This window comes from Paenibacillus sp. LS1, assembly GCF_026013365.1.
In the GTDB taxonomy this organism is placed as follows: Bacteria; Bacillota; Bacilli; order Paenibacillales; family Paenibacillaceae; genus Paenibacillus.
The window spans coordinates 22,219-48,934 of record NZ_JAPDOE010000009.1 but is presented as its reverse complement, the minus strand read 5'-3'; the positions used below and the strand labels follow the sequence as shown (position 1 = coordinate 48,934).

Annotated in this window: 14 protein-coding genes; 3 read left to right on the top strand and 11 right to left on the bottom strand. The window is 46.7% G+C overall.

Annotated elements, in window-relative coordinates; all coding sequences use genetic code 11:
- Positions 1–235: 235 nt before the first annotated feature.
- The 11 genes from OM416_RS24115 to OM416_RS24065 all read right to left on the bottom strand — a co-directional run bounded on the left by OM416_RS24115 (position 236) and on the right by OM416_RS24065 (position 23,927).
- Entirely contained in the window at positions 236–3,565 is a 3,330-nt protein-coding gene (locus OM416_RS24115) for a DUF5107 domain-containing protein (protein WP_264934037.1), read from the bottom strand.
- A 184-nt stretch (positions 3,566–3,749) separates the two neighbouring features.
- Positions 3,750–4,460 carry a trehalose operon repressor gene (treR, locus tag OM416_RS24110; protein ID WP_264933788.1) on the bottom strand — a complete coding sequence of 237 codons (711 nt, stop codon included), beginning with the start codon at positions 4,458–4,460 and terminating at the stop codon, positions 3,750–3,752.
- A 66-nt stretch (positions 4,461–4,526) separates the two neighbouring features.
- The gene (locus OM416_RS24105) at positions 4,527–11,981 is read right to left on the bottom strand and encodes a fibronectin type III domain-containing protein (RefSeq protein ID WP_264933786.1); all 7,455 of its coding nucleotides are present in this window, start codon (positions 11,979–11,981) and stop codon (positions 4,527–4,529) included.
- Between the two features lie 155 nt (positions 11,982–12,136).
- Positions 12,137–13,159 carry an SDR family oxidoreductase gene (locus OM416_RS24100; RefSeq protein ID WP_264933784.1) on the bottom strand — a complete coding sequence of 341 codons (1,023 nt, stop codon included), beginning with the start codon at positions 13,157–13,159 and terminating at the stop codon, positions 12,137–12,139.
- A gap of 97 nt (positions 13,160–13,256) precedes the next feature.
- Positions 13,257–13,682 carry a cupredoxin domain-containing protein gene (locus OM416_RS24095; RefSeq protein ID WP_074094860.1) on the bottom strand — a complete coding sequence of 142 codons (426 nt, stop codon included), beginning with the start codon at positions 13,680–13,682 and terminating at the stop codon, positions 13,257–13,259.
- 433 nt (positions 13,683–14,115) lie between these two features.
- Positions 14,116–15,075, bottom strand: coding sequence for an EamA family transporter (locus OM416_RS24090; protein WP_264933780.1), 960 nt, complete (start codon positions 15,073–15,075; stop codon positions 14,116–14,118).
- A gap of 308 nt (positions 15,076–15,383) precedes the next feature.
- Positions 15,384–17,603, bottom strand: coding sequence for a DEAD/DEAH box helicase (locus OM416_RS24085; RefSeq protein ID WP_264933778.1), 2,220 nt, complete (start codon positions 17,601–17,603; stop codon positions 15,384–15,386).
- Positions 17,600–18,943 (bottom strand): ATP-binding protein, encoded by a 1,344-nt coding sequence (locus OM416_RS24080; protein ID WP_264933776.1) that lies wholly within the window; start codon positions 18,941–18,943, stop codon positions 17,600–17,602. The genes OM416_RS24085 and OM416_RS24080 overlap by 4 nt, the downstream gene beginning before the upstream one ends.
- A 6-nt stretch (positions 18,944–18,949) precedes the next feature.
- On the bottom strand, positions 18,950–20,467 hold the full coding sequence (locus OM416_RS24075; protein WP_264933774.1) for a TerB N-terminal domain-containing protein: 1,518 nt from the start codon (positions 20,465–20,467) through the stop codon (positions 18,950–18,952).
- A gap of 209 nt (positions 20,468–20,676) precedes the next feature.
- A complete protein-coding gene (locus OM416_RS24070; RefSeq protein WP_264933772.1) occupies positions 20,677–23,217 on the bottom strand; it encodes a diguanylate cyclase domain-containing protein in 2,541 nt (846 codons plus the stop codon).
- Positions 23,218–23,330: 113 nt separating this feature from the next.
- Complete coding sequence (locus OM416_RS24065) at positions 23,331–23,927, bottom strand: biliverdin-producing heme oxygenase (protein WP_062834138.1); 597 nt, start codon at positions 23,925–23,927, stop codon at positions 23,331–23,333.
- A 347-nt stretch (positions 23,928–24,274) separates the two neighbouring features.
- Between OM416_RS24065 and OM416_RS24060 the strand changes: the two genes are divergently transcribed.
- The 3 genes from OM416_RS24060 to OM416_RS24050 all read left to right on the top strand — a co-directional run bounded on the left by OM416_RS24060 (position 24,275) and on the right by OM416_RS24050 (position 26,708).
- Positions 24,275–25,072 carry a Nif3-like dinuclear metal center hexameric protein gene (locus OM416_RS24060; protein WP_264933769.1) on the top strand — a complete coding sequence of 266 codons (798 nt, stop codon included), beginning with the start codon at positions 24,275–24,277 and terminating at the stop codon, positions 25,070–25,072.
- 477 nt (positions 25,073–25,549) lie between these two features.
- Positions 25,550–25,975 carry a DMT family transporter gene (locus OM416_RS24055; RefSeq protein WP_062834136.1) on the top strand — a complete coding sequence of 142 codons (426 nt, stop codon included), beginning with the start codon at positions 25,550–25,552 and terminating at the stop codon, positions 25,973–25,975.
- A 34-nt stretch (positions 25,976–26,009) separates the two neighbouring features.
- Positions 26,010–26,708 carry a Crp/Fnr family transcriptional regulator gene (locus OM416_RS24050; RefSeq protein WP_264933767.1) on the top strand — a complete coding sequence of 233 codons (699 nt, stop codon included), beginning with the start codon at positions 26,010–26,012 and terminating at the stop codon, positions 26,706–26,708.
- The last annotated feature ends 8 nt before the right edge of the window (positions 26,709–26,716 follow it).

Genomic DNA, 26,716 nt, shown 5'->3' with positions numbered 1-26,716 from the left:
CTCTACATAAGCCTGATTAACATATCTCTCTATCGTTCCTCTTCGAATTGGCGTTATGGACAGACTAAGCGCATGATGATCCAGCTATGCCCATAGTGAATATGGTCGGTTAACATCTGATGATGAATATGTGCTGCTGCAACGTGTCCTTCATAATTAATCTCATTCCGGTTGCTCCACACATGTGCATATGAGTATTTCATTTTGTATATACAGATGACTAATAGATTATCAATTATCGATGGACGATTGCCCCTTGATGATTCGGGTTTTTCTCCAGTACCCGCTCCAACTCAAGTTTGGCTTCACTCGTCCGACCCAGCCCCAGAAGACCCAATGCCCGCATATACCGGCAATGTTCTTCATTTCGCTGATCTAGATCGTCGTCAAACACTAGGAAATCGGGCAGAGAGACCGCAAAGTAATCCATTCGGATATGATCTTGCATATGTCTTTCGGCATAATCAATCAGTTTGTTAAAGCGTCTGTTTGCTTCCTTCGTATTGCCAAGCTTCTGCCAGGCCAGTCCCTGATAATAGATCGATTCAGGCGGTTGATCATTATAGAACATCGCGCTTGCCGGTTCGTTCAGACCGATGGATGCTCTGTGGAAACTTTCCTCTGCAGCTTGATTATTCTTCAGTTGCTGGTAGACACAGCCCAGATAAAAGTAAACTGGATTGTCTCCGGCTCCCTCTAGCTTACCTTCACCCAAGTTCTCCGGGTAAACCAAAGCCTTCTGCAACAGCTCAAATGCTAGTTCAGGTTGTTGTTTCTCCAGATTTTGCTTCGCCAGTTCCGTCAGTGCAGTAACATATTGTCCTGTAACTTTGCCTTCTCCACCCTCCCAGGGATGAAACCGCCGTGCCTGAAGAGCATCCCATGCTTCCTGATGACTACCCTGCATATTTAATAGAGTCACCCACTCGATATACAGATCATCACGGTGATGAACCAACTCCATATGTTGTTCCAGCATTTTGATTCGACGCTCACAAGAATACCCGATCTTCTTGCGCAATTGATCCAACTCGTAGAATATTCGGGCATCATGTGAATCCAACCGGAAAGCTTCCTCTAATGATACCAGTGCAAGATCGGGCCGATTCAGCTTGTTATAATAAGCCAGTCCCAGATTCCGATGTACAGTCGAATATGCAGCATCCGCCTCACGCGAAGTTTCCCAATGAGTGATCGCTTCTTCGTAGCGTTTATGATCATATAACCAATTTCCCAGGTAATAGTGAGCACGCGCATCATTCGAATCCACTGCCAATACATCCTGAAGTACCAGGAATTCAAATAGCGTGTTAGGAAAACAATAATCGGTTGGAGCAGTTTTCCCCTGCTTTTGATATTCTCGGGCCTGTTCCGTATCCCCCAACTGACGATACAAGTAAGCCTGCGCATAACCAACCATGGGATACGACTGTGTAATTTCGGATTCAACATAGGAGAGTACCGTCAGTGCTTCTTCCCACAATCCACTCTCGGCATAATCCGCGGCTAGATTCAGATAATTATGAACGTTTCCTCGCATCAGACGAAGGAAATGCTCACGTGTTTGCTCCGCTTGTACTCTCTCTGAAGGTGTAATCGCTCCGCTATAGATCAGGACTAATTCATGTGCAGCTCCAAATTCAACCGGGTCCAGTGCCAATGTCTCACGCGCAAATTGGATCGCCTGTTTATCTTGACCCAATCTACGCAGCAGTGCCACCTTCAGATGACGAGCCTTGTAGTTTCTGGTGTTACGAATCAGCGAACGTTCGATGTGATCCAACGCTTCGATGTACCGATGTTGACCCGTATCGATCTGAGCAAGCTTGAAATAACCCGTATCCTGATACTGTGCAGACCATACGGCTTTATAGAGAGCTACATAGGATTCTTCCTGTTTCCCCTGTAGTTTCAAACTCAGACCGAGTTGGTAAAATGCTTCACTATCATACGGATTCGTATTTTTCCACGTCAGCGATTGAACGGCCTGTCTGAAATGATTCTCCGCATCTTGAAACAGTCCTCTACGCAGCAGCAATGTACCATACGCAATGTTTAGACGTATATCCGTTGCATCACGCTTCAGGCCTTCCAGATAATAAGGTTCCGGTTCATACGTGGCATGCCGATATTGCTCCAGATGAAGACCCGCGAGATACAGTTGTTCATTGGTACGAATCTCCGATGGTAGTGGGAGTGGTGTGGCCGGATCTGGAACTTCTTGAATCTCAGATCTTTCAGGCTGATAGGTCACAAGTACTCTTCCTTCCGCAGTTCGAACACTTAACTTCAACTGATGCCATTCATCTTGTCCGCTCCACGGGAATGAAGATTTATATAGTTCCATAGGTGAGATATTACATCTCTCATGGAGATATACCGTGGTTGATCCTATCACTTCAACGGTCACTTGTTCAAAAACCGACGTCGCATATACCATCACGGTTACCGCTCCGGTCGTTTCGTCCATTTCCAGATTAACCGCAGCATCAATCGTTGCATTTTTGACCATGCCAATTCCTTTATACGGCATAAAATACTGCGAAAATGATTTCGCTTCATAGGGCTGTAACCACGTAAAATCAGGCTGATTATCGGTATAGATCCCGGTCATTAATTCAATATATGGTCCATCCTCGTCCGTTAACTGACGATCCCAGGCTTGCCCGAATTCCCCGTTCCCCCAGGTCCATTGTTTCTTTCCGGGTGAGATATGGTGATTGGCTACATGCAACAAACCTGCCTGCACTCCGTGGTCATAACCGCCTACGAAATTATAATCCGACTTATAAGCCATGTAGGATGTTGGAACCGGTATGTTTTTGTATCGCGAGATATCCACACCTTCGGAATAGTCCATCTTGTAATAGGTTCCGGTTGCGATCGGAAACCGGGATACATCCCGTTTACCATGATCCAATACAGCCGTTACATCAGGTGGAAACACAGATTGCGTGTGATCATTGACGGCTACAGCTGGATTGGCCCACCATAGAAAAGTTTGAGGTGTGTTGGTGCGATTATATACCTCGGCATGGATTTCAAGATAGGCTTTGCCAGGATGTAATGTGAAGCCCGCAGTCATTTTAGTCCCATACATGCGATCAATCTCACCCACCCACACGGTAGCGCTCCCATCTTCGTTACTGCCAAATGTATAGTCGACTGGGCCATACGTGTTGGGCCGATGATGCTGTGGCCAGTTGAATTCAATTCCTCCGGAAATCCATGGCCCTGCCAGACCCACAAGTGCAGGTTTAATGACCCGGTTATAATATACAAAATCGTAGTCGTTGGTCCGATCTAGCGCACGATAGATACGTCCGCCCAGTTCGGGCATCATCTCGATACGAACGTATTCATTTTCGAGAATAATTAATCGATACGACTTCATATTGGCCTCATCTTCAATGCTGTCGATCACAGGATGCGGGTACACCTTACCCGAACTGCCCTGATAGATTCGCTTTTCAAGAAACATCGGATTTTTGTCCGGTTTACCTGTACCATAGGTTGGAATATCTCTGGTTTCTTCCCATATGCGAACATTTGATTTCGCTGTCATGTGATTCAATTCATTCACCCCTCGGCCTCGTGTATATTGTGATCATACGCTCCAGCATGAAGGAAGAACATTGACATTAAGCGGTTCTTGATGGACGATCTTCGGATTTCCCGCATAACCAAAGAGAGTACCGATCCACCCAAATAATGCAGTGAAAGGTACTCTCTGATCGATCTTGATTAGCTTATCTACGGCGTGCAAAATCCACAAATCTGAACTTGTCCGGTCGATGCCTCGACTCCGTATACTGAAATTGACTGGCATCCTCCAGGTAAACTTGGCTCCTTACCACAACCACATTGTGGAAACCTTCAAGGTCAAGTAATTCCCTGTCCTCAGCGGTGGGTTCTTCCACCAAAATCTCTTTCTTGGCAAACGAAATGGAAAGCCCCAGCTCTTGCTCAATGTACTGATAGATGGAATCATTACAGATTTCTTTGCTGAGCCCAGGAACAAGCCGCTGACTGATGTAATCTTTGTCCAGAATGACGTGCTCTCCATCCACTTTGCGCACACGTCTGATCTCCCAGACCTGTTCACTTAGACCAAAGTTAATTTTTTTGTGCAACGCCTGATCCACTTGTTGCTCCTCGAAAACCTTCACATACGTTTGAGCCCGATGCCCCATCTTTTTGGCTAATTCCTTGAAACTAACCAGACCTGAGATGGGAAAATCGATCTTGCGAATGTCCAGTACAATCGAGCCCTTGCCTTGAATCTTCTGAATATAACCTTCTTCGTACAACATTTTCAGCGCTTTGCGAATGGTCTCTCGGGACGTTTGATAACTTTCCGATAGATCCAGTTCCGATTGAAGTAGCGTACCTGCCTCAATCTCTCCAGTCCGAATACGATCTGCAATATCTTCATATATCCGGATAAATTTATTATTCATTATTCATCACCATTGTTCATTACCCTTTTTTATCATATTGGCAACCATTATAGCATTAAAAACCAATCAAGCGGTAATGACTTGCATCAGCTTATTTAAGCGGAAGATCAGCGCTGCAGCTTCGGATCTGCTTAAGTGCTGCATGGGGCGGAAGCTGCCGTCCTCGTACCCTGTAATCATGTACAAGCCTGCAAGCTCTTCTACTTCTTCTTTGGCCCAATCGGATACATCAGTCTGGTCGGTAAACGCTCTTGGTGAAGTCACCCTTTCCGGTCTGATTTTACGGACAACGTTCGCTATAATCTTGGATGCCTGTTCACGTGTCACTAGCGCATGCGGAGCGAATTTTCCATTCCCCATACCTTGAACCATCTCATGATGAACTGCTGCCTTGATCTCAGGAGCAAACCAATCTTCGTCATTTACATCCTGAAAGCCATGCTGTCCATTGTCCGTTGTGTCCACACCCATCAAACGCACGATTAGTGCGGTGAACTCTGCACGCGTGATCGGACGACGTGGCTCGAAGCGGGTTTCGCTTACACCTTGAATGATATTCTGTTCTGCCAGCCAGGTGATCTGGTCTTTATTGAATGTCTGGCTGATATCGATAAATTTGATATTTTTTTTCAAAGGTACATCTGTTTGCTCCGAGGGTTCAGGTTGTGAACTCACCTCATCCGCTTTTACTGAAGGATCTGCTGGATTTGAAGCTGTACCACTACCACTCCAGGCGGATGTTGGATACGGAAAAGTCCTGGCTGCTGCCCGTTTGCTTTCACTTCTTTCACCCGCTGAATTTTCCGTCCATACGTCCACCTCATAATGTTGCTCCGCATTCAGTCCTGTCCAGACATAACTTCGCTGCGTGCCACGGTAAATTTCACGATCTTTATGGGTGATCACAATCACTTCATTCATGGATTCCAGTTCCCAAGTTAGCTTAATCGTGTTCGTACCTTGCGCTACGGCTGCTACTGTCAGTTCCTCGGAAGGTAGCGTCTCGAATTCCGGTACTTGAAGTGCTTCACCCTCACCTGCCTCATTGAATGGAATGATGATGAAGTCAGGATAATGCTCGGCACTGTTCAAATCAGACACATGTATGGATGTCTCCGTTGTCGATCCCACAAGCTCTTCATTTCGATAAACTCGATAACCCGCAGCACCAGGAATCAGTTCCCACACAATATCTGCACCATACATTGAACGACCTTCTACTACAGGAGGAGAAGTAACGCTACCAGGAAGGGTCACAGCAGAAAGATAGTAACCACCGTCACTACTGCCCGAGGCATTCATGGCCTTGACCGTATAAATATAGTTCACGCCTGGTTCGAGTCCCTCATCATCATAGAACAGTTCGTCTACTGGAACACGAGCAATCTCCACACCGTCACGCTCAATGATAAACTGATCGGCACCTACAACCCGACTCTGTTCCAATAGAAGACGAATGCGGTCTTTCGCTGAAAGATACTCTACTTTGACAGGGGCTGCTGGCTTGGTCAGGACAGAGTGCGCCAGCTTCTCCGATGCATCTCCCTGATCATTCTCCGTGTAGATTTCAATCGAGTACTGTTTGCCTGCATCCAGTTGATCAACAATAAACTCTTTTTGTTTGCCTCTATATACTTCATTACCATCCAGCAATACAACGAATGTTTCGTTCACATAAGGAAAGTCCCATTCCAGTTTGGCGTGATCTGTCTCCGGATACAACTTCATTTCCAGCAAATCCACATGAGGCAGGGTGTAAAAAGCGGTCACAGTCATGGGGCTTCCTGAACCAGCCGTATTATAAGGAATAACCTGCACCTGATCATATCGGGTCGCACTCTCCAGATGAGTTAATCTCATCTCTGTGATATCTCCATCTTCAATCGTATTGAAATCCCGATCTCCAATACGTATGGTATAACCCTCCGCACCCTGTACCTTTGGCCAGGAGATCAATCCCTCCTTTTCCCCGATCATGCTTGGATGTACAGGTTCATTAATGGTCGCAGGCAATGTCCGCAAGTAAACTTCAAAACCGGAATCACTCTCCCCCGCAGCATTGGAGGTTTTGATGGTATATGTGTAATGATCTCCTGGTCTCAGTCCATGATCTTCAAATGAAGCTTGGTCTGCTGGAACCTTAGCAACTTCAACGCCATCCCGCATAATAATCAATTGATCTGCTCCCCGTGTGGAGCTTCCCGTCAGGTCCAGTACCGCTGTCTGATCTGTGATGTGTGTTATACCTGCCGTCTGAGGTGATATAGGTTTCGTTAAAACTTGAACCTGAATAGACTCTGACCGATGACCATCTTCATTCATTGCAACGAGTTCGAATTCATACGCTGTGCCATCCAGCATACTATTGAGATGTACAGACGGTTCAGACACGCTCTGTACCTCTCCCGTTACCGGATTGCGAATTTCATATGCAGCTGCTCCTTTTACAACATCCCAAGCCAGATCCACCGCATGTGTTCCAGCTTTCACCATGATACTTTCTGCAACCAATGGCAACGTTTGAGTCATTATACTGAACGTAAGCGGCGCCCCCGCTCCACTCGTATTAACTGCCCGAATCACGTAAGTGTATTTTGTTCCTGGCGACAAGTCCTTGTCTACGAACAGGGTCTTACTCGAATCCATCTGAGTGATTTCTCGTCCATCCCTTTCAATGACGTAATGATCTGCCCCTTGAACACCTGTGTTGCTGAAATCCAGACCAAGGCTGTTTATTGCCACATCATATATCGCAACATCAACAGGTTTCTCAGGCATAGTCAGCAAGGATACATCCTTCGCTTCAGAACGAGTCCCCTGTCTGTTAACCGCCCATAGTTGATAATGATGCCACGTCCCATCCTTCAGACCGGTAATCGTTGCTTCATTCTCCATTCCCCTATAGATCTCCTTGCCACCCTTCTCAATCACGTATTCAGCCGCGCCCTCCACGACAGACCAGGAAACTTTTGCCCCATGAACTCCTGGATCAACGAGTACTTCGGCAGGCGACACCGGTTTGGACAATCGAATGAGCTGAGCTGGTTCACCTGATCCTGAAGCATTCACAGCCTGAACTTCCAAAACGTACTCTGTACCTGGCAACAATTCCTCAGCCGTGTAGGCAAGTTCTGATGTACTGTCCACTTCTGTGCCATTGATTTTCACAATATAGAGATTCGCCGTTTCTACAGCTTGCCATGCAAATTCCATACTTGTTTCACCTGTCCATGTGACATTCAGTCCTTCCGGCCTGCTAGGTAGCGTAAGAATTGTACTACTGGTGGATGCACCGTACCCGGCAGCATTGCCTGCCTGTACTTCATAGGTATATTCACGACTGCTTGACAGATGGTGAACTGCGAGTTGTGTATCTGATATCTCATGGCTCTGTCCATCGATAACCACCCGATATTTCGTTGCCCCAACGACAGGCTCCCAGCTCAAGATCGCTCCCTGTTCAGTTACCTGAATAACGCGAAGTCCCCACGGGTTCTCCGGTAGTGTTGATCCTGATACCGAACTGCGTATCCCCTGTCCACTTCCGTTCACTGCTTGTACATCCAGTTGATAAGATGTTCCTGAACTCAGTCCCGCAAAGACCCATTCTTGGGTTCCGGCAGGAACCGTTCCCGACTTCTCTCCATTCAACCATAACTCATAACGATCGGCTCCTCGTACTGCTTCCCAATTCAGACGAAGGCTCGCTGTGGAAGCATCTGATATCTGTAAGCCGGATACCTGTCCAGGTAACGTCTTGAGCAAAGGTAAACCTGCCAACGGCCCTGGTCCTGTCTCATTTCCTGCAATTAACTTATAGCTGTACTCCGTTCCGCTATCCAGACCCGATTCCAGATACTCCGTCTGCTCTCCTTCATATATGGCTGCTCCATCACGTGAAAGACCATAATACGTTGCAGAAGTCACTGTCTCCCATTCTAATGAAATATCATGCTCCTGAATTTGAACGGCTATAAATCCCCCGGGCATTGCCGGCAGTGTGAGGAATCCGGTTCTACTGCTACCACCTGCTCCACTTTCATTCATTGCCGTTACCGAAATGTGATGAATGGTTCCTGGAACGAGGTTGCTGACATAGGGAAGGCTACTCGGATCAGATACCGTCTGATCAAACACGGTAGTTCCGTCAGAAGTCGCTGCGATGATGCGGTAAGCATCTGCTCCCCGTACTGAATCAAATTGGATTTCGGCCAAATGCGGCTGGGAATCTACTCTTCGAACCTGCAACGTTCCGGGAGCTGCCGGGATAGTTAATACTTGAGCACTTACTGCATCACTTACTCCGGTATGGTTTCTCACCCTAACTTCATATTCATAGACTTGACCACCGCTTAGTGAGTGATCGATCATACTGTGGTTAGGGTAGTCCAGTGTCCACGACTGTCCTGTCGTTTTATTCGTTATCTCATACTGATATCCACCGGTATACTTTTCACCCGTAGGTAAGTCCACTTCAAGTTCAGCTGATGTCTCACCGATCTGAGTCATTCTCACATGACTCGGCGGCTGGGGCTTTCGTTGAATTTGGTAAGGTAAAGATGTTGTCTCATATGTATTACCGGCTCTGTCTATGATCTTGGCATGGATGTACCAGATGCCTTCCGATTCAATGGATATTTTATGCTCGTCAGAGCGAGCTTCAAGCCAATGTTCCGGTGGTTCTGCACTGTTCGTAACCTGATAGAATCGTTCCAGTTCCTGAATTCCTGAGTGGGCGTCGGCATACTGAATCGTAGTGGATATGTCCGTGTCCGTCCAGCCATGTCCGTTCGGTAACAATGTAATCGTTGGAGCCATCTGATCCACATAGGCGATTCGACTGACTTCCTTGCTCACATTACCAACGGCATCCCTTGCTCGCGCCTGAATGGTGGTAGCGCCGTTTGTACTAACTGTACCTGTATTTCCTGTCATATACGGGGCATTATTCATGCTGTATTCATAGGATATCGCTCGTTCATCCACACTACCAGTGATCGTGAATTGCACATGTTCTTTACTCCATCCAGAAGAACTCAAACGAATTACCGGCTCGGTTGGAGCAGTCGTATCAATTCGAACCGTAGCCTGAGCAGGCGTGCTTACATTGCCTACACGGTCAAGTGAGCGTGCATATACGATCGTTTCTCCCTCATCGGTAACCGTTACTTCGCCCGTGTAATCGATCCAGGGACCTTCTTTGTTAAGTCGATATTGGCTCTTGGCAAGCCCACTGCCTGCATCTTCACCACTGTTTATTGCAAAAGTTACATCCTGATTCGTCCAATCCTCTTCACTTAACGTAATCGTTGGTTGCTCAGGCCCAGTCTTATCGATTCTGGCTGTTGCCGAAGTGGAAGCACTGACATTGGCCGCCTGATCAACACTTCGTGCATAAATCTCGGTTATCCCTTCTTGGCTTAGTGTAAAAGGGGCCCTGTAATCGATCCATTCTCCCTCGCTTCCAATCTTATACTGTGTCAGACCAATGCCACTCGCTTCGTCTGTACCTTCCGTTAATGTCACAATTACTGCCGCTTTTGTCCATTCGGGCGGATTCAACGAGATAACAGGTGGCGTTGGTGCCGTCCGATCTACCCTGGCTGTCACAGCCGTTTCCTGTCCTGTATTACCAAACGCATCAATACTGCGTGCCATAACAATTGTGTTGCCTTCGCTGCTTACGGTAAACGGAGCACTGTATTCACGCCATTCTCCTGCCGGACCAACTTTAACTTCAGTCTTCTGAGTTCCGCTCAAAGCATCTTTTCCTTCTTCAACCGTGACCAGAACATCTTCCTTTGTCCATATGGATGGAGTGACTGTAACGGAAGGAGCAGTTGGACCCGTCGTATCTTTAATCATCTCTCCAGCGGATATATACGGGGTCTGTATCCCTTCGCCATTCAGGGCCGCCACGAATACTTCATATTTTCCGTCCGCGAGTCCGGTCAGGGCAAACTCTGTACGTGTGGAAGTTGTTGTTCCTGATGCAAGGACCTGCCCGGCTGGACTGCGTATTTCCGTTTTGTAATGGGTGCCCGCAGGGTTGCTATTATTATTCCAACTCGCAGTAACAGAGTTGCCTGATTGTGTCACAGCCGCAGCAGCGGGTGGATTGGCCAATGTATATTTGGTGGATGGACTGGAGTACCCAGTGAATGAACCACTTGAATTTTTGGCACGTACAGCAAAAGAATAACTCGTATTCGGAGTGAGCCCTGTCACCTGCCGACTGTTTGACGCACCTGTATCCATGATCTGATTGGTTGTCATATTCTTCAGTTCATACGTAACGGATGCATCATTCGCCTTCTTATCCCAGTTCACCGTCAAGTTATTAGGGTTAACCAGTGTATACGTCGGCGTTCCAGGCACAACAAAACTCCTTGCCGTAAAGTTAACGGTTCCTGCCGAGGATACCCCACCTTTGTCGTCCATGACCCATACTTGCAATGTGTGCGTGCCATCTGGCAGGGTGTCAGGCAACGTATAATTGGTGTTAAAAGACTGATTCGAACCCGTTGCAGTCATCTGGGTCAGAATGTTCTCGGACCCACCATCAATGGACCATTTCACGGTCAACAGGTCGCCTACATCCGTGTCTCGCGTTGTACCGGATATCTGCAGTTGCTCGCCTTTGTAATAGGTTTGACCCGAAGAGGGTGCAGTTAGTGTAAATGAAGGCGGAACATTTTTGGGGCCTATCCCCACAATGGTCGAAAATTTGCGTGAAGCCTGGTTCGCTGTTGCCTTGGCATTCCACCAGAACTGTGCAGCTGTATCACTCGCCGTCACGGTCTGGCCTGGAGTGAATGCCGAAGGTGAAGAACCCCCTGTAAGTTGTGCGCTATCCGGACTGCTGTACTGGCCCATGTATATGCGATCTGCATTCACAACGTTGTACGTATTCGCATAAAAAGCCGTGACCTGAACACCGCCGCTATAATTGCGCCATCCATTCTCGATGACTTCAAACGGAGAAGCATCATTGCCATTCACCATCGTATCCCAATAAAATGTTCCACCTAAATTCAGTGCCGATCCGCTGCGGTTGATGGCTTCCAGTTCCACTTTCATGTAACCGCCCTGTGACGTGGCATTGACGATAGATACACGCAAAATATATTCGACATTGTCCTTTTGCCGGGACATTTCAATCACATTATTGTTAATGCGGTAATAATTAAGCGGCAATGTTTTGAAGTTCACGGGTGATCCATTGTGGTCGATAATCGTAGATACATTCCCTGTATCACCACCGTAAAATACATTCGTGTTCGGTAGTAATACAATTCTGTATTTGCCATCACTGTTCATCTCTACTTTCACCTTGGAGGACTGTACAGCCTTCATGCTGGACGTATCGGATACAACCCCAATCGTTTCAACCGTTTCAGCCATTACCGTCGTTGCGCCCCATTCAAGCAAAAGGGCTTGAGGTGATAATAACGCAAATGCCAATACCACTTTGGTTAACTGTTCCGCTTGTTTCTTCACACGTTTTCCTGATTTCTTCAACGTCTACTCTCCTTTTTGGCACACAAAAAAAGGAGGCACCCCAACAAAGGAACGATGTCCTAAGTTGGGGTGCCTCCCCTAACAAGTGTCATTTTTTCTTGATTATAACGATTCAGCTCATGAATGTAAACAGTTGATCATGAACGCCTTACTTCTCATTTCTCATCTCTGATCTTCAGTAACGCCTCGTCCAATGCGCCAACGACCCTGTCACACCACACATCAAATTCCGGATCTTCAGTCTGTAATTCTGGATGCGCCAGAATGTGCCCAATCGTACTTCGAATGCCCTGATCGGCCCTTGTCGTTGCTACAAATTCCGGAACAAGCCGTTTCAACTTACTGTTGTCAAACACAACGGTATTGGCTTTGTCACCCAGCAATCCGCCGCGAAGATCCTGATCACTGCATGCTGCCAAGAACTCGGAGGGTACATGTACCGCATGAAGCTTAACGCCCAACACGCCGGCTATAATCTCATGAATCTGATTCCAGGTGACGGATTCATCCGAGGTGATATGTACCGATTCACCAATGGCATGGATATTTCCCATCAGCCCGATAAACCCTTTGGCAAAATCAGTATTGTGCGTAATGGTCCACAGTGAGGTGCCATCTCCATGGATGATAACGGGTTTTCCTTCACGGATACGCTTGAGAACCTGCCAACTGCCTTGAGCACCATGAACACCGAGAGGTACCGATTTGTCGCCATACGTATGGCTCGGACGCACGATGGTCACGGGGAATCCTTGCTCTCGATATTGTTTCGTCAGATAGTCTTCACACGCAATCTTGTTGCGAGAATACTCCCAGTATGGATTCGATAATGGCGTCCCTTCCGTGATTCGGTAATCAGCCAAAGGAGTCTGATATGCCGATGCTGAACTTATAAAAATAAACTGCTTTGTTTTATCCTTGAACAAACGGTAATCTCTCTCCAATTGAGACGGTACAAAGGCGATAAAGTCTGCCACAACATCGAATTCCAGATCAGCAATCAGTTCCGCTACACGTGCCTCGTCATTAATATCGGCTTGAAGTACGTTGACTTCTGCCGGCAACTCATCGTTCCGATTGCCGCGATTAATCAAATAAAGTTCACAGCCTTGCTGTGCAAGCATCTCCGTAATGGCCGTACTGATGGTGCCTGTCCCTCCAATAAATAGCGCTTTCATTTTCGCCACCTCCTGATCGATTTTACCCACTTTCCCATGATATCACGCACCAAAAAAAGGAGCAAAGCTCGGTGACCCGAAACCTTGCTCCTTCTGCTTATACGACCTTAATCGTTGCGTATATCATATACATGCCGCAGTGAATCTCGTATTCACCCTTCGGTAGATCTTTATCGACCGTATAATAATTTGGGCCCTTTTGCATGTATAAATCCATGCCAAGCTTTTGTGATCCCACCGATTTGACATGTGTCACCGACCGGGTCAGAATAAAGTTGATTTTGGTCGGTACGCCAGCTTTAACCTCAATAACGTCTGGTCCAAAGCCATCGTTGCTCACGTCCACATCAATGACTTCATATCCCTTCAAATCCTCCGCTGTCTCGGCTTGTGCAGTTACCGCACTTCCCGATCCGGGGGATACGTCTTTGCCCATAAAATAAACCAAAAATGATCCAAGCAGTACTACTACGGTCAGACCCAGCGTCAACCAAGGCCATGTTTTTCCAAACCAGCTTTTCATATAAACACTCCTCATTCGATGTCCCATCAATAATTAATCCCCAGACGGATATATTCTTTAAGCATACCTGATTCGCATGACAATGAAAATGACCCCTCTGGGCTATTGTGTTGAGCAATATAAATTGAACTAAAGAATATTTACACTGGACACTCCGATGACAGAACAACCTTCCGATCGCTGTTATCCCCAGATTTTTTGATTTCCATTTTCAAAGGGTAAAATCCGGGAATAAAGGCGCAGTATATGCTTCCGATGCAGCTTTCTTTCAGAAAGCTTTTAGCTTCGCTTCTTCAGGTTATTTCTGTCCTCTCCGTTTCGTGTAAATGTTTAGTTCAATTTATCTAGAATATTTCATTAAAAAAAGCCTGATTTCTCAGGCTTATCTACGGGTATTCCCGTTCATGCTCCGCAATATTCCTATTCGAATGAATCAGGAATAGATCGGTTTACTGCGACTGCGACTTCGTCTCATGCGTAATTTGTACAACTCTGGCAGGGCTACACCAATGAGCACAATGATAACCCCGAACCATTGCAATCCGCTGACATGCTCATGGAGCACGATAGAGGATAACAGAACTGCAATTGGAAGCTCTACAGCACCCAGGATTCCGGCCATGTCACCACCAATATGAGGAACGCCGATAGCGAACAATACAGGTGGAATGAAAGCCCCGAAGAATCCAAGCAGCAATCCAAATACAAGCAACTGACTCCAGATCAATCCGTTAAAGAGGAATGTCGGTGGGAACAAAATGCACAACAGGATCAATCCGCCTGTAACCATCCACGCACTACGGAAAGCTGGATGCGCTGAAGGAACTGCTTTGCCGCTGAACAATACAAACAGCGAATAACTTACAGCTGCCATTAATCCAAGTGCAATACCAAGACCGTTGAACTCACCCAGTCCCTGTTCCAGGAAACCGGCTGCCAACAAAGTTCCGCCGAACAAAATGATCAACGTCAGGAACGTGACTTTATCTGGGCGTTGACGTTTGCTTATCGCCTGAATCAATACGCTAATCCATGTGAATTGGAATAACAGGATAATGGCAAGTGACGCCGGGATATAACGTAAAGACTGATAGTACACGAGCCCTGTAATTACCGTCGGTGTTCCAGCAGCCATCAATAGCAGACGTTGTTTCCACGTCAACCGCTTGAATACCTGTGCCACGGCTCCTGATGCTTTGCCGTTTGCCTGTGACTTGCGTTTGGTTCTAAACCGTGTGTACAGCGCCAGCATCCAGGATAAGAGAAAACCCGTAATCAGCTGTGTTCCCACAACCTCTCCAAGCTTATATCCTTCGCCGTACGCCAGAACCACAATCGTGGATAATATGCCATAGCTCATCGCTCCCGCGAGAACGGATAGATAATATTTCATTGTGAATAAACCTCCTGATGATAAGAAAAATACGCCCGCATGTTTGGTTCATGCCAAGGTCACAGACACCATCTAAATGCAAAAAATCCTAACTACGAGCAAGGAATACATTGATTCCTTGGCATCGTAGTTAGGAAGTATAGGCTTCCCGTAGAGACCCTCGCCCTGTGTACACTTTCGGCCTGCAAGGTTATACGAAATGATATATGCAATTTGATGTAATTCGTGTGTGACGACTTTTCATATATTACATGGGAGGTGAGATGGTGTCAACCCTATTCCGTATAAAAATTTATTACGTAAAAACGTCATGTCCGTTTGGTATTCGAGGAATCCCACTCCAATGTTTGCTGTAAACCTTCCTTCAATCCATCCAAATCCAGTCCATCCACGGCAAAAGCCTCACGGATCAAAGGGGGTGCCACAAATTCATCATACTTGCCCAGATAAGGTGCTTCATCTTCAGCCAGTAACGCAGATGCGTCTTCAGCCGTCCGACACTCACTCATGATCTCGGCTAACAATGTTCGTTCATCGACCTTGCCAGACACCACAAAATAATATGGCTCCATGGGCACAACCGAACGCAAGGCAAGTTTCTTGGACAGATTATGCTTCATCAAGCGCTCCAATGTACGGAACGATTTACTTCCAACCCAAGGAAGAACGTACATCGAATCTCCCCCTGCCGGAATGACGACTTGCTTCAACAGTCCGCTTTCTCGAGCGAGGCGGCGTGCCCGTTCAAGTCGATTGACGGCTTGTGGTGACAGGTAGGGATAGATGGTCGAGTCGGACAACACTTCACGCATTTTCTGTACCACCGACGTATGAATATCTCCTCCCGCGCCAAGCCATAACGTATCTACTTTACCTTTCGCAGACTTCACATACACGGCCTTGTGTTTGTGATCGACCTCTTCCACTTTCCACAGTTTGCCTGCCAGCGAGAAGCAATAGCCAGGAGGGGGTACGGTTGTAATCGATCCAATTTCTTCAGATCCGTTCAGCACCTTATGTTCCTCATCGTCCTTAAACACTGCGTAGAAGCGATAATTATTCACGATTTTCTCACCAGTCAGACCGATGATCAACGTTCTCTCCTCTGTCCATTGCAGATGATCTGTATCGATAAGGTAATTCAGAAATACCTGATATTGATCAGGTCTAATCAACGCAAATGGAGCCAGCGAAAGGATGGCTTCTGCAAGATCTCTCGGCTCCGCCTCCCCCATGCTTTTCAACATGCTCATCGTCTGATGGTAGAGCACACCTATGGGCATTTTGCGGGCTTCAAGCGGCTCGACCCACTTCGTTTTTACATATAGTTCGATAACAGCAATCGCACGCATCAACGTCCACGGCATACGTGCTGGCAATTGGGCTTCCTCATCCTCTTCCTCCGGACATACAAATAGCATCTCCGATGCCATATCTTCTCGTCTCCCCGAACGTCCCAGACGTTGTACAAAGCTGGACGCACTATACGGTGCACCGAGCTGAACCACACGTTCCAGCTCGCCCAGATCGATGCCCAGTTCAAGCGTGACCGTTGCCGCAGCAACCGCGGGTCCCGATCCGGTGCGTAGAGCAGCTTCCGTCTCTTCCCTCAGCATGGCTGAGATACTTCCATGGTGCACATGGAACACATCACGCTCTTGCCTGCGAGCCGCGACCCGCCGCATCTCAAGAATAGTGACTTCTGCATCGGTACGGCTGTTGGTGAAGATCAGCGCTTTTTTTCGATGTGTACTCTCATAGATGAAGTCGTAGTACGCTTTACGTGCGTTATGAAGCTGCTCCGCCTGCTCCTCGTCCTGCGCATCTGGAAAAGAAAAATGTTCTACCCGCAGTCGCAGCTTGCGACCACCTGGAGAAGAGACCACATCCACCCCCTGCTGCGTTCCCGCAGCAAGCCAAGATGTGGCCGCATCATAGTCACTAAGTGTAGCGGATAAGCCCACTCTTCGCGGTGCACAGCCAGCCATACGCTCGATTCTGGCAAGTTCGCTGAGTACTTGAATGCCCCGATCTGCTCCCATAAAGGCATGTACCTCATCGATGATGATGTACCGCAGATCATGAAACAGCGCCGGGATCGCATTCGGTCGATTCATGAGCAGACCTTCCAGCGATTCTGGCGTAATCTGAAGCACACCGGACGGATTCTTCATCAGTTTTGTTTTCTCGGCCTGAGGAACGTCCCCATGCCAGTGCCAAACGGGAATGTTGCCTTCGGATAGCAGATCCTTAAGACGTTCAAATTGGTCATTAATCAGGGCTTTCAAAGGCCCAATGTACAAAATACCAACCGATTTGGAAGGCCGTTCATGCAGCTCGGTCAATGCAGGAAAAAAAGCCGCCTCCGTCTTGCCGGAGGCTGTGCCTGCCGCAATCAGCATATGATGCGGGGTATGAAAGCAGATATTGCAGGCCTCAATCTGAGCAGGCCGAAGCGATTCCCATCTTTTTTTATATATAAATTCCTGAACGAATGGCGCAAGCCGATAAAATGGATTCTCACTCATAATTCAAACTCCGCCAGAAAGTCGTCCAGATCATCCGTATTTGCGGAAGGATCTGCCCCTTTACCCGTTTCCTGAGGTTTGGCAGCCCGCTCACCAAGTAATTGAGTATAAGTCACTTCGGGATTCTGGTGGAGCGTATGCAGTACATCCATAAAGTCGCGGACCACTTCACGTGTCGTCAGCAATTCATCCGCACCCAGTCGGTTCACAGCCGTTTGCATAAAATCAACCAATTGTTCATCCGTCAGACTCGCGCTGTATCCAAAATGCAGGGCATGAATCTGCCGAAGCTTCTGGAGTAGAATCAGAATCTCTTCATGCGATAACATCGCCAGTTTCAAGATTGGGCCTGTATAATTCGCGTACGCTTTGGTTGCATAACGACCATCAATAAGCCTGGAGCGAAGCGCTTCATAGCTGTATAGTCCGCGCCGTTCATCCTCTACAAATTGCGGCGTACCACCTACAAATATGCCGAGGTGCTCTGCCTTGCCCTGCATCGTATCATTGAACATGGTCAGCAATTTCTCATAGTTGCTTTGACGGGAGACACTGTTTGTAATTTTGTACAGATTCACCGCTTCATCAATGAACAACAACAATCCTTTGTAACCAATGCGCGCTGTGAATTCAGACCATAATTTGAAGTAGTCGTACCAGTTGTCATCGTCGATAATGACGCCAACAGCCAGTTCTTTTTTCGCTTCCGTTTTGGTTGAAAATTCTCCTCGTAGCCAACGAAGTGCCGCCTGTTTGCGATCATCATCAGCCAGCTTGTACCCGTTCCAGTAGGATGCTAACACCTTGGCAAAATCAAAGCCGTGAACCAGATTCTGCATCTCACCCGTCACCGCATAGATCTGCTTCTCTACTTCCAGCGGCAGAGCGGGATCATCCGGGCGCAGGTTCTGACTCTGCATCGTGGATTGTTGCAGCCCTGCGATCCATTTTTGCAAAATTGGCTCCAACGCTCCCCCATCCGGGCGTGTGCGTGTAGACAGACGAGTCATCAGTTCGCGATATGTCGCAAGTCCCTGGCCTTTGGTTCCCACCAGTCGTCGCTCAGGTGACAGATCCGCATCTGCCACAACGAAATCGCGATCCATGGCATAGTTACGAATCATTTGCAAAAGAAAGCTTTTTCCGCTGCCGTAACGACCCGTAATGAGTTTAAAAGCTGCGCCGCCCTCAGCGATATTGTCCATATCCCGCAAAATAGCTTCAACTTCCGGTTTCCGGCCAACGGCAATCTGCTCCAGTCCAATTCGCGGGACAACACCAGCTGTCAATGAATTTACAAGTGCGGTGGTCAGCCGCTTTGGTATTTTAAGTTCTGTCACTGCGTATCACCTCTTCACATGTTCGAACACATCTATATAATCAGGAACAATCCGATCACCATCAATCAGAAGATCACCGATCGTTTCCATAGCTACATCATTAATTTCATCCAGCAGAAGCGTAGGCATCGTGCCATATTTCTCAGCCAGATGCATCAGTTCCATATCCGGGCTTTCACCAAGAAGGGCGTGAATCGCTTGCACCTGCTGAGGGGATAGTTCATTGACAAAAAGCAGCCATTCTTCATCCAGATCCGCCTCAGCAGACTCGTCCCACTGCAACCTAATTAATTCTTCTGGCGCTCCTGTTTCAATCTCTACTACGGATGGGGCCGGCTCCATGGAACCTTCAGTTGGAGTGATATCATCCTTCACTTCTGAAGGGTGATCCTCCTCAATCGTAAGTGCCATACGCACATACTCACTTTCCTGCTGTAACGATGCCAATTTCTCCGTATCAATCTGAATCACCGGTTGCTCCACAGCCTCCGCCTGCTCGGTCGCATATGCTTTGTCCAGGTAACGTTCAATCAGATTCGCAAGTTCGGGTTCAAGCGTCTGCCCTCGCAATCGGCCTCTGAATCCGAGCAGTTCACGAAGTTTATTTTCAGTACATCGGTAAATCCGCGTAACCATCTGCACAAAATCAGCCTGCTCACCTATGGGCATATATCTGAACGATACCGCTCTTCCATAGATCGAATCATCATAGACTGCTTTGCGAAACAGGATGCGCTCCACCGTACGTTCATCGTTGGGTTCAAACTCAGGTAATAGTCCAACTTGTGGCGTACGTTCCAGGTACGAATCAACCAAGGCCATGACCCGCGGGATGTACTGCTCCATCACCTCTTTGCCGCCATCTCTGTAGAACTTGCTAAGTGTAATATCGTAATCATAGTATCTTTGCAGCATATTCAGCGAGATATCCGATACCTTATCCTGTAAAATACGTTGCAGCTCCATATCCAGCATCTCTGCTGGCAAATATCCTCCTGAAAGGTCCATGACTTCGGATAAAGACGTCTCCATCTGATGGACCAGCACATAATCGACCATCCATTCTTGCATATATATATTTAATTGAGGGAGCCGTTCACGGTAGTTCACCCATAACTGCTTTAATTGATCATAACCATCCTGAGGATTCTGCCAGCCAATGCCGTTAATCAGCTCGTAGATATGAACAAATAGATAGGATAGATCGGTATCCGGGTAACACCCCTGACGAACTTCCTTCCTCCAATACAAATACCACTTGCGCTGGGCTTCGTTCATCACGCCATACGTTGGCCAGTAACTCATAAAGGGAACCCACGGGGATACATCCCCCTCCATCTCCGCCCACTGCTTTGCTTCCTCTACAAAACGTTTCTCTGAGGACAATATGCCTCCACGATGCTGCATCGTATTATGTGCAGACTGCACAATGGTTGAACGATCAGGAACCGGAACCGCTGCTGTTTCAGGTTCTTCACTCAGATCTATCTCCATAAATTCCAATTGTCTTGAATTGTCTTTCATAGAACGTTATCTCACCCTCCTCCAAGACAGAATACGAACAAGTGTATCCATAGGGATCATTATATCACTTGTCCTGTGTCTGCGGTGACGAAATTTAGACATTCCTGGAATCAAAAAAAGAAGGCATCTCTGCCCTCTTTTCAACAAGTCTATTTCACTTTTCCAAAACATGATTATATGGTTGCCAAACGAACGTTGCAGAGGCGTATTCACACGACTATTGCCCGATTCTTTCCTTTACTTTTGGCTTGGACCAGCGCCTGACTGGCATTTTCAATCAGATCAGCTACAGTGGATTGCTCATCAGGCACCAGAACTGCCCCCCCCACACTGACCGTTACCACGCCACTTGGACCTGATGATTCCCTTTGAATCTGCAGAGCCAACACATGTTGTCTAATCTCTTCCGCAAGTTGCGCTGAATGCTCAGAGGTTGTGCTCTTCAATTTCAACATAAATGTACCTCCGCGAAGGCGTGAGATCAGAGCATTATGCTGTTCGCTAACAACCGTAAGCACCTCACCGATCCATTGCAGACACAGGTCGCCTCCCTGGAGGCCATAAGCTGCATTATATGAGCGGAAATCATCAATATCTATAATGAGCAGTCCCAGACTGCATTTTTCCTGTAAACAGTCATCCCAGTCATCCTGAAGCTGCGACCTGAACACCGCTTGAATCGGCATATCGGTTAACGGATCTGTCGTCAGATAACTCTGCAGCTGGCTCGTCGTTTCGGTGTAATTGTCCTGTTCATGGTGGGACGCTCCACTGTGTAGTAGTACCATTACAGATGGCTTGCCCGCATGCGTAACAGAAGCAAGTGTAATTTCAAGCAACAATGAGGTACCTGCCGCTGTGGTAAAATACGACTGGCTGGTAATCAAACTTGTGTTATTGTGTTGTAATTCTTCAAAATTCTGTTGCAACGTGACTCTTGTTTTGTCAGGTACAAATTCTCTGAAGTCCTTACCTGTCAGGTTTTTGGAACTCTCGAACCCAAGCAGCTCAGCAGCCTTCGTGTTACAGTAGATGATCTGACCATCAGTCAAAGTAAAGAATGCCACAGGCGAGTAATCCATCAGCTGCAAATAACGCTGTTCATTTTGTCGCAAAATGCGAGCATTCTGAAGGGCCTGTTCTTCGGCCTGAACCAACTGATTCTCGGTCTGCCGACGTACAATGGTTTTGAGTAAAGGTAATACGCTCAGCTCTTTCATTGTCCATGGATAAGAAGTCGATTTTACAACTTCACGCCATTTCTCAAATGATTTACGAGGGGACAACCGCATGCCGTCATCCGTTTTAAGCACCGCTTTGGCTGGATCACCTGCCCATTCAACAACCTGAACGACCTCTGGTCGGAACCAGATCATATAGTTATGTTGTCCAGGGGAAATGGCAACATAAATAACTCCAGAAGCCTTATCCTGATAAGCTTTGGACGTCTCATATTCTAAACTCAGTTTCGACGTATGATAACTATAATCCTCAGCCTTTCCTGCAAGCCAACCTGCCAGTTCACGAATCTGTCCACTGTTCGGGGTCTCACCATATAACAACAGCTTGTCCTGATAACAGATTGCTGCTCCAGCAGCATCCATCAGATTCAATACTGTCTCTTCTTCTCCCTGTAATTCCTCAAGAACTCGGGCAGGACTGGTGTTTCCGATAAAAATGTTGGCAATCCGTGAAGCGGCTTCACGTGACAGTATCTCCGATTGATAATTATCCAGCTGCTGACGCTGGAACAATTCATTCGAGAAGAACGCCCCCAGAAAATTGCACAAATTCCGTACACGATGGGGAACATATCTGGCCGAATAATGATGACAGGTAATGAGTCCCCACAGTTGATTATTATGAATGAGCGAGATTGTAACCGTCGCACCTACACCCATATTATGCAAATATTCGATGTGAAGAGGAGACACGCTACGCAGGACCGAAAGACTCAAATTCAGCGGTTTACCTGTGAGCGGTTGTAGCATAGGCACAATCTCAACGGGTTTATAATTCACATTCACAATGGTTCGCAGCCAGTTGCGAAGATACAATTCCCGAGCCTGTTTTGGAATATCTGAAGCCGGATAGTGGTGTCCCAGGAAGGGTTCGAGTTCCTGCTCACGCGCTTCAGCAATAACTTTACCGTTCCATTGCTCGTCAAACTCATAGATCATCACTCGGTCATAACCGAGCATTTCCTTCACCTGTTCAGCCGTAATCTGACTTGCTTCCACGCGACTGTCTGTACTTTTGATCCGACCGAAGAATCGGGATATCCATTCAAAGTCAGTAGTCTCCATGTTTTCTTTTTCATAGAAAGGCTCGATCTCCAGAATAAGCAGACCTTCACTTTCATGAAGAACAGAAGAGAATATCCGGTCTTCACCAGATACGTTAATGGTCAGATCCATGTAATGCAAATCAGAGGTTACAGCTGCATTGAAGCTACTACCCAACAGTTTGCGTACAGCTTCCTCTCCGATCAGATTTTCCAAAGGCATGCCCAAAACGTCCTCATAGGCAATACCCAGATGGTCCTCCGTATTTTGGCTACACTGAACAATGGTTGGCGTATGACTGGTATTGATGGCCAAAAGCACACCATGAGGTTGAATAAAACCGGGGATATGAATCGGTTCTTTATCACAGTTATTCAGATCAATTGGATCATTCGTGTATGTTCCTTGTTGAAGCAATGTTCGGTTTAACAAATTTTGTTCTTTCTTGGACTTCGGATCGGCCATGGCCAGGAAAATCCCCTCTCATGATGGTTATATAAGTTGAAATGATTAGTTCAACTTATATAGATACCTTTTAAATGTGAAAAATCAGGCGTTTGGGTTGATGAAAAGGGATGTTACTTGTCCGTATTAATCCACTGATCCAGCAGTCGGAAAGTCTCTGATGCACTGTGCACCATGTTGTCATGATCTTCTGGAGTACTGATGGACTGCTGCAGCAAACCCATAAACTCACTCCATCTTGTTCTAGTCTCTGTACCGTAGGCATTGAAATATTCCAAACCGCGATCAGCTTCAATCGGCAGAAACTGCGACAAACGCTTGGTCATAATCTGTCCACCGTTCGTGGACCCTTCAATGACATACAGATATCCGAACAAACGCGCAGGTGTTGAAATATCCGGCAGTTCTTCACAGAGCGGAAGTTGGCTGATTTCCTCTTCACTGGCACCCAGATTACGTAAATCTTTTTCCAACAGTCCAGCCTTGCCTCTAATCTCGATATCCAATCCCGTACTCCCCCAGAAAGGCTGCTGTACAGCCTGATCTTCCAGCGGTTTCAGGAATCCATAAAATTTCTCTAAATATGTTCTATATTCTTCTATAGTCACAGTTTGATTCATAATGGCTTTCGCATAAGGGTTCTGTTCTACTTGTCTGTGATAATGAGCTGTCTCGCTCTTCAGACGTTCCATAATATTTGTTGATGTCATCGTAGTTATCCCCTTTCACAATCTGTTCTGTATATGCAAATTCATGCTTATCCTCATTTGAATCTCATCGTGCCTTAAAATAGAACGACTTGCGCCGCAATCAGCTCCATTAATGCAGACAAAGACTCTATGTAAGTATACTTATTCTTGTTAGAGAAAACTATATGAATCCAACATCGGTACACATCTAATTCATTCCTCCGTTGTTATCATAACTGACTGTAAACTGTATGTTTTAGTATTAACCGCAAACAGTAAAAATGACCCCTATAATCTGGAAGACAGTAGATTTCAGATGTCAAAATGGTACACTACCTTTATATCCTGTCATTGGAGGAATGCATCCTATGGACCTTACTGTTCAAGACATTGTACTTCATCTCACAGAAAACATTGAATTGCCGGAAAACACGGTGGATCAGCTCATTACGGGATCACTTGATCGCAAGGTCACAGGTATTATCATTGCTTTTATGCCCACACATTATGTTATTGAACAAGCCATACAGCACGGTGCTAACTTGATCATTGCACATGAATCTCCGTTTTATAACCATCACAGTCATACGGATGGGCTTGCAAATGATTCGGTTTATGTGGACAAGAGAAAGTTGATCGACAATGCAGGCATTTCTATCTATCGATGTCATGATATCATCCACCGCTTTCAACCGGATGGCATTACTGAAGGATTGATTCAGGCATTGGGATGGTCCTCTTATGTGGAACAACGACTACCGGAAGCAGACATCCTTTCTTTTCCGGAAGGACAGACTGTTGAAGCTATTGCTCACCATGTGAAAAGTTCCCTGGGGATCGATTATATACGCGTTGCAGGCAATGAGGAAATAGTCTGTAGACGTGCAGCGGTACTGGTAGGTTTTCGAGGTAATGGCCCTTTGACGATTCCGCTGATTCAGAACGAGCAATTGGATCTCATCATCGCTGGAGAAGGATTCGAATGGGAGACACCGGAATATATCCGTGATGCCGTGCAACAAGGCAAGTCCAAGGCACTGATTATGATGGGACATGCCGAGAGCGAGGCTTCGGGGATGAAGCTTTTGGCAGACAGGTTGGCAGAACGTTTTCCTGGATTGTGTGTTCGTTTTGTAGACGAGAAGCCTTTGTATACTGTGATTTAATACTAGATTTAATTTGTACGGGGAGTATCTAACTGATTGTTGGTTTCTAATCTCATTGCCCAGCGTACCTCGGAGCTTTACATACTTTCTACGCTCCGGGGTCGAGTCGGCAGACTCTTTTTTCATTTCTTGGCTAGTTTCTTGGCTAGCTAACGAACATGACACACTTTATTTAGCGAATATTTGCCCATTTTCAGAAGTAACGAATCGTAGCCACCTTATTCCTCCATTTCCCCTGTTTTATAGCCAATTTCTACCCAATATAGCCATTTAACGTCACTGAGGTTCGTTAGATTATGATGAAAAATGAGTACTAAGCATATATGCCACGCATCTCTTCATGTCCCATCTGGATTTACCGAGTTCTTTATAGTACTCTAAATCCTGTGACTTCAAAGCTCAGGACATTTGTCCTTGGCGTTCGGGGTGAGTTTATCATTAAATAGAAGTCGAAGTGATTGAATAAGGAGAGTACATATGAGAGGAATTATTTTTGCATTACTGGGTGGTGCGTGTATCACGCTGCAAGGGGTTGCCAATACTCGGATTAGCACGGATATGGGCACATGGCAGGCCGCTACGATTACGCAACTAACAGGCTTCATATTAGCGGCGCTGATCCTGTTGTTCGTTCGTGACACCAACCTTCAAGGACTCAAACAAGTGAAACCCATGTACCTGGCGGGAGGTGCTTTTGGCGCCGTCATTATTTTCAGCGAAGTAACGGCCATTCAGCAAATTGGGGTTACATTCACGATCTCGGCCCTGTTGATTGCGCAGCTGTTCCTGACTTTTCTGGTGGATAGTAACGGATGGTTTGGCGTGGTGAAACAAAAGATGAAACTGCCGCAATTTCTGGGCATTGCCTTGATGATCACGGGCGTTATCATTATGAAACTGTAGCTTTTCGAGAATATCGTCGGGGGTGAGTAACAGCGTGGAAGAGATCCATAATGAGCACCAATTAATGAACTATCTGAAACAATATCAACTCGAAACGGTATTTCACGAGCCCCTGCGTCCACATATGAGGTTATGCTACTTCGAGAAGTGTGAACTGATCTGTCGTGAAGGGGAAGCTTCCGAATATTTGTACGTACTGGTCGAGGGTAAAATCAAGATTTTCACCACCTCTGCTCAGGATAAAACGCTGGTGCTTTGTTTCAAAACACCGCTTGAAGTCGTTGGCGACATAGAGTATGTCCGCGAAAGCGATATTGTCAACACGGTTCAGGCCGTATCGCCTGTGGTGATGCTTCGCATTCATTATCAATGGCTCGCTGAGCTTGCCAGCGATTATGCACCTTTGCTTAAATTTTTGCTGAAAATCATCTCACACAAATTCTACATTGACTCGAACTTTTCCAATTTCAACCTGATGTATCCCGTTGAGGTTCGTCTAGTCAGCTACCTGCTCTCCATCTCGACAGAAGAAGCGGGCAATGTCGTTCATGAAGAGCTGGACGCGTTCAATCTGACCGACATTGCAAATCTGATCGGCACCAGTTACAGACATCTGAATCGGGTCATCCAGAAGCTATGTGCAGACGAATTAATTGAACGACATCAAGGATTGATTATGATCAAGGATCGAGCGGGTCTACGTGAGATAGCGGGTCACAATATTTATGAATAAGGAGTTCA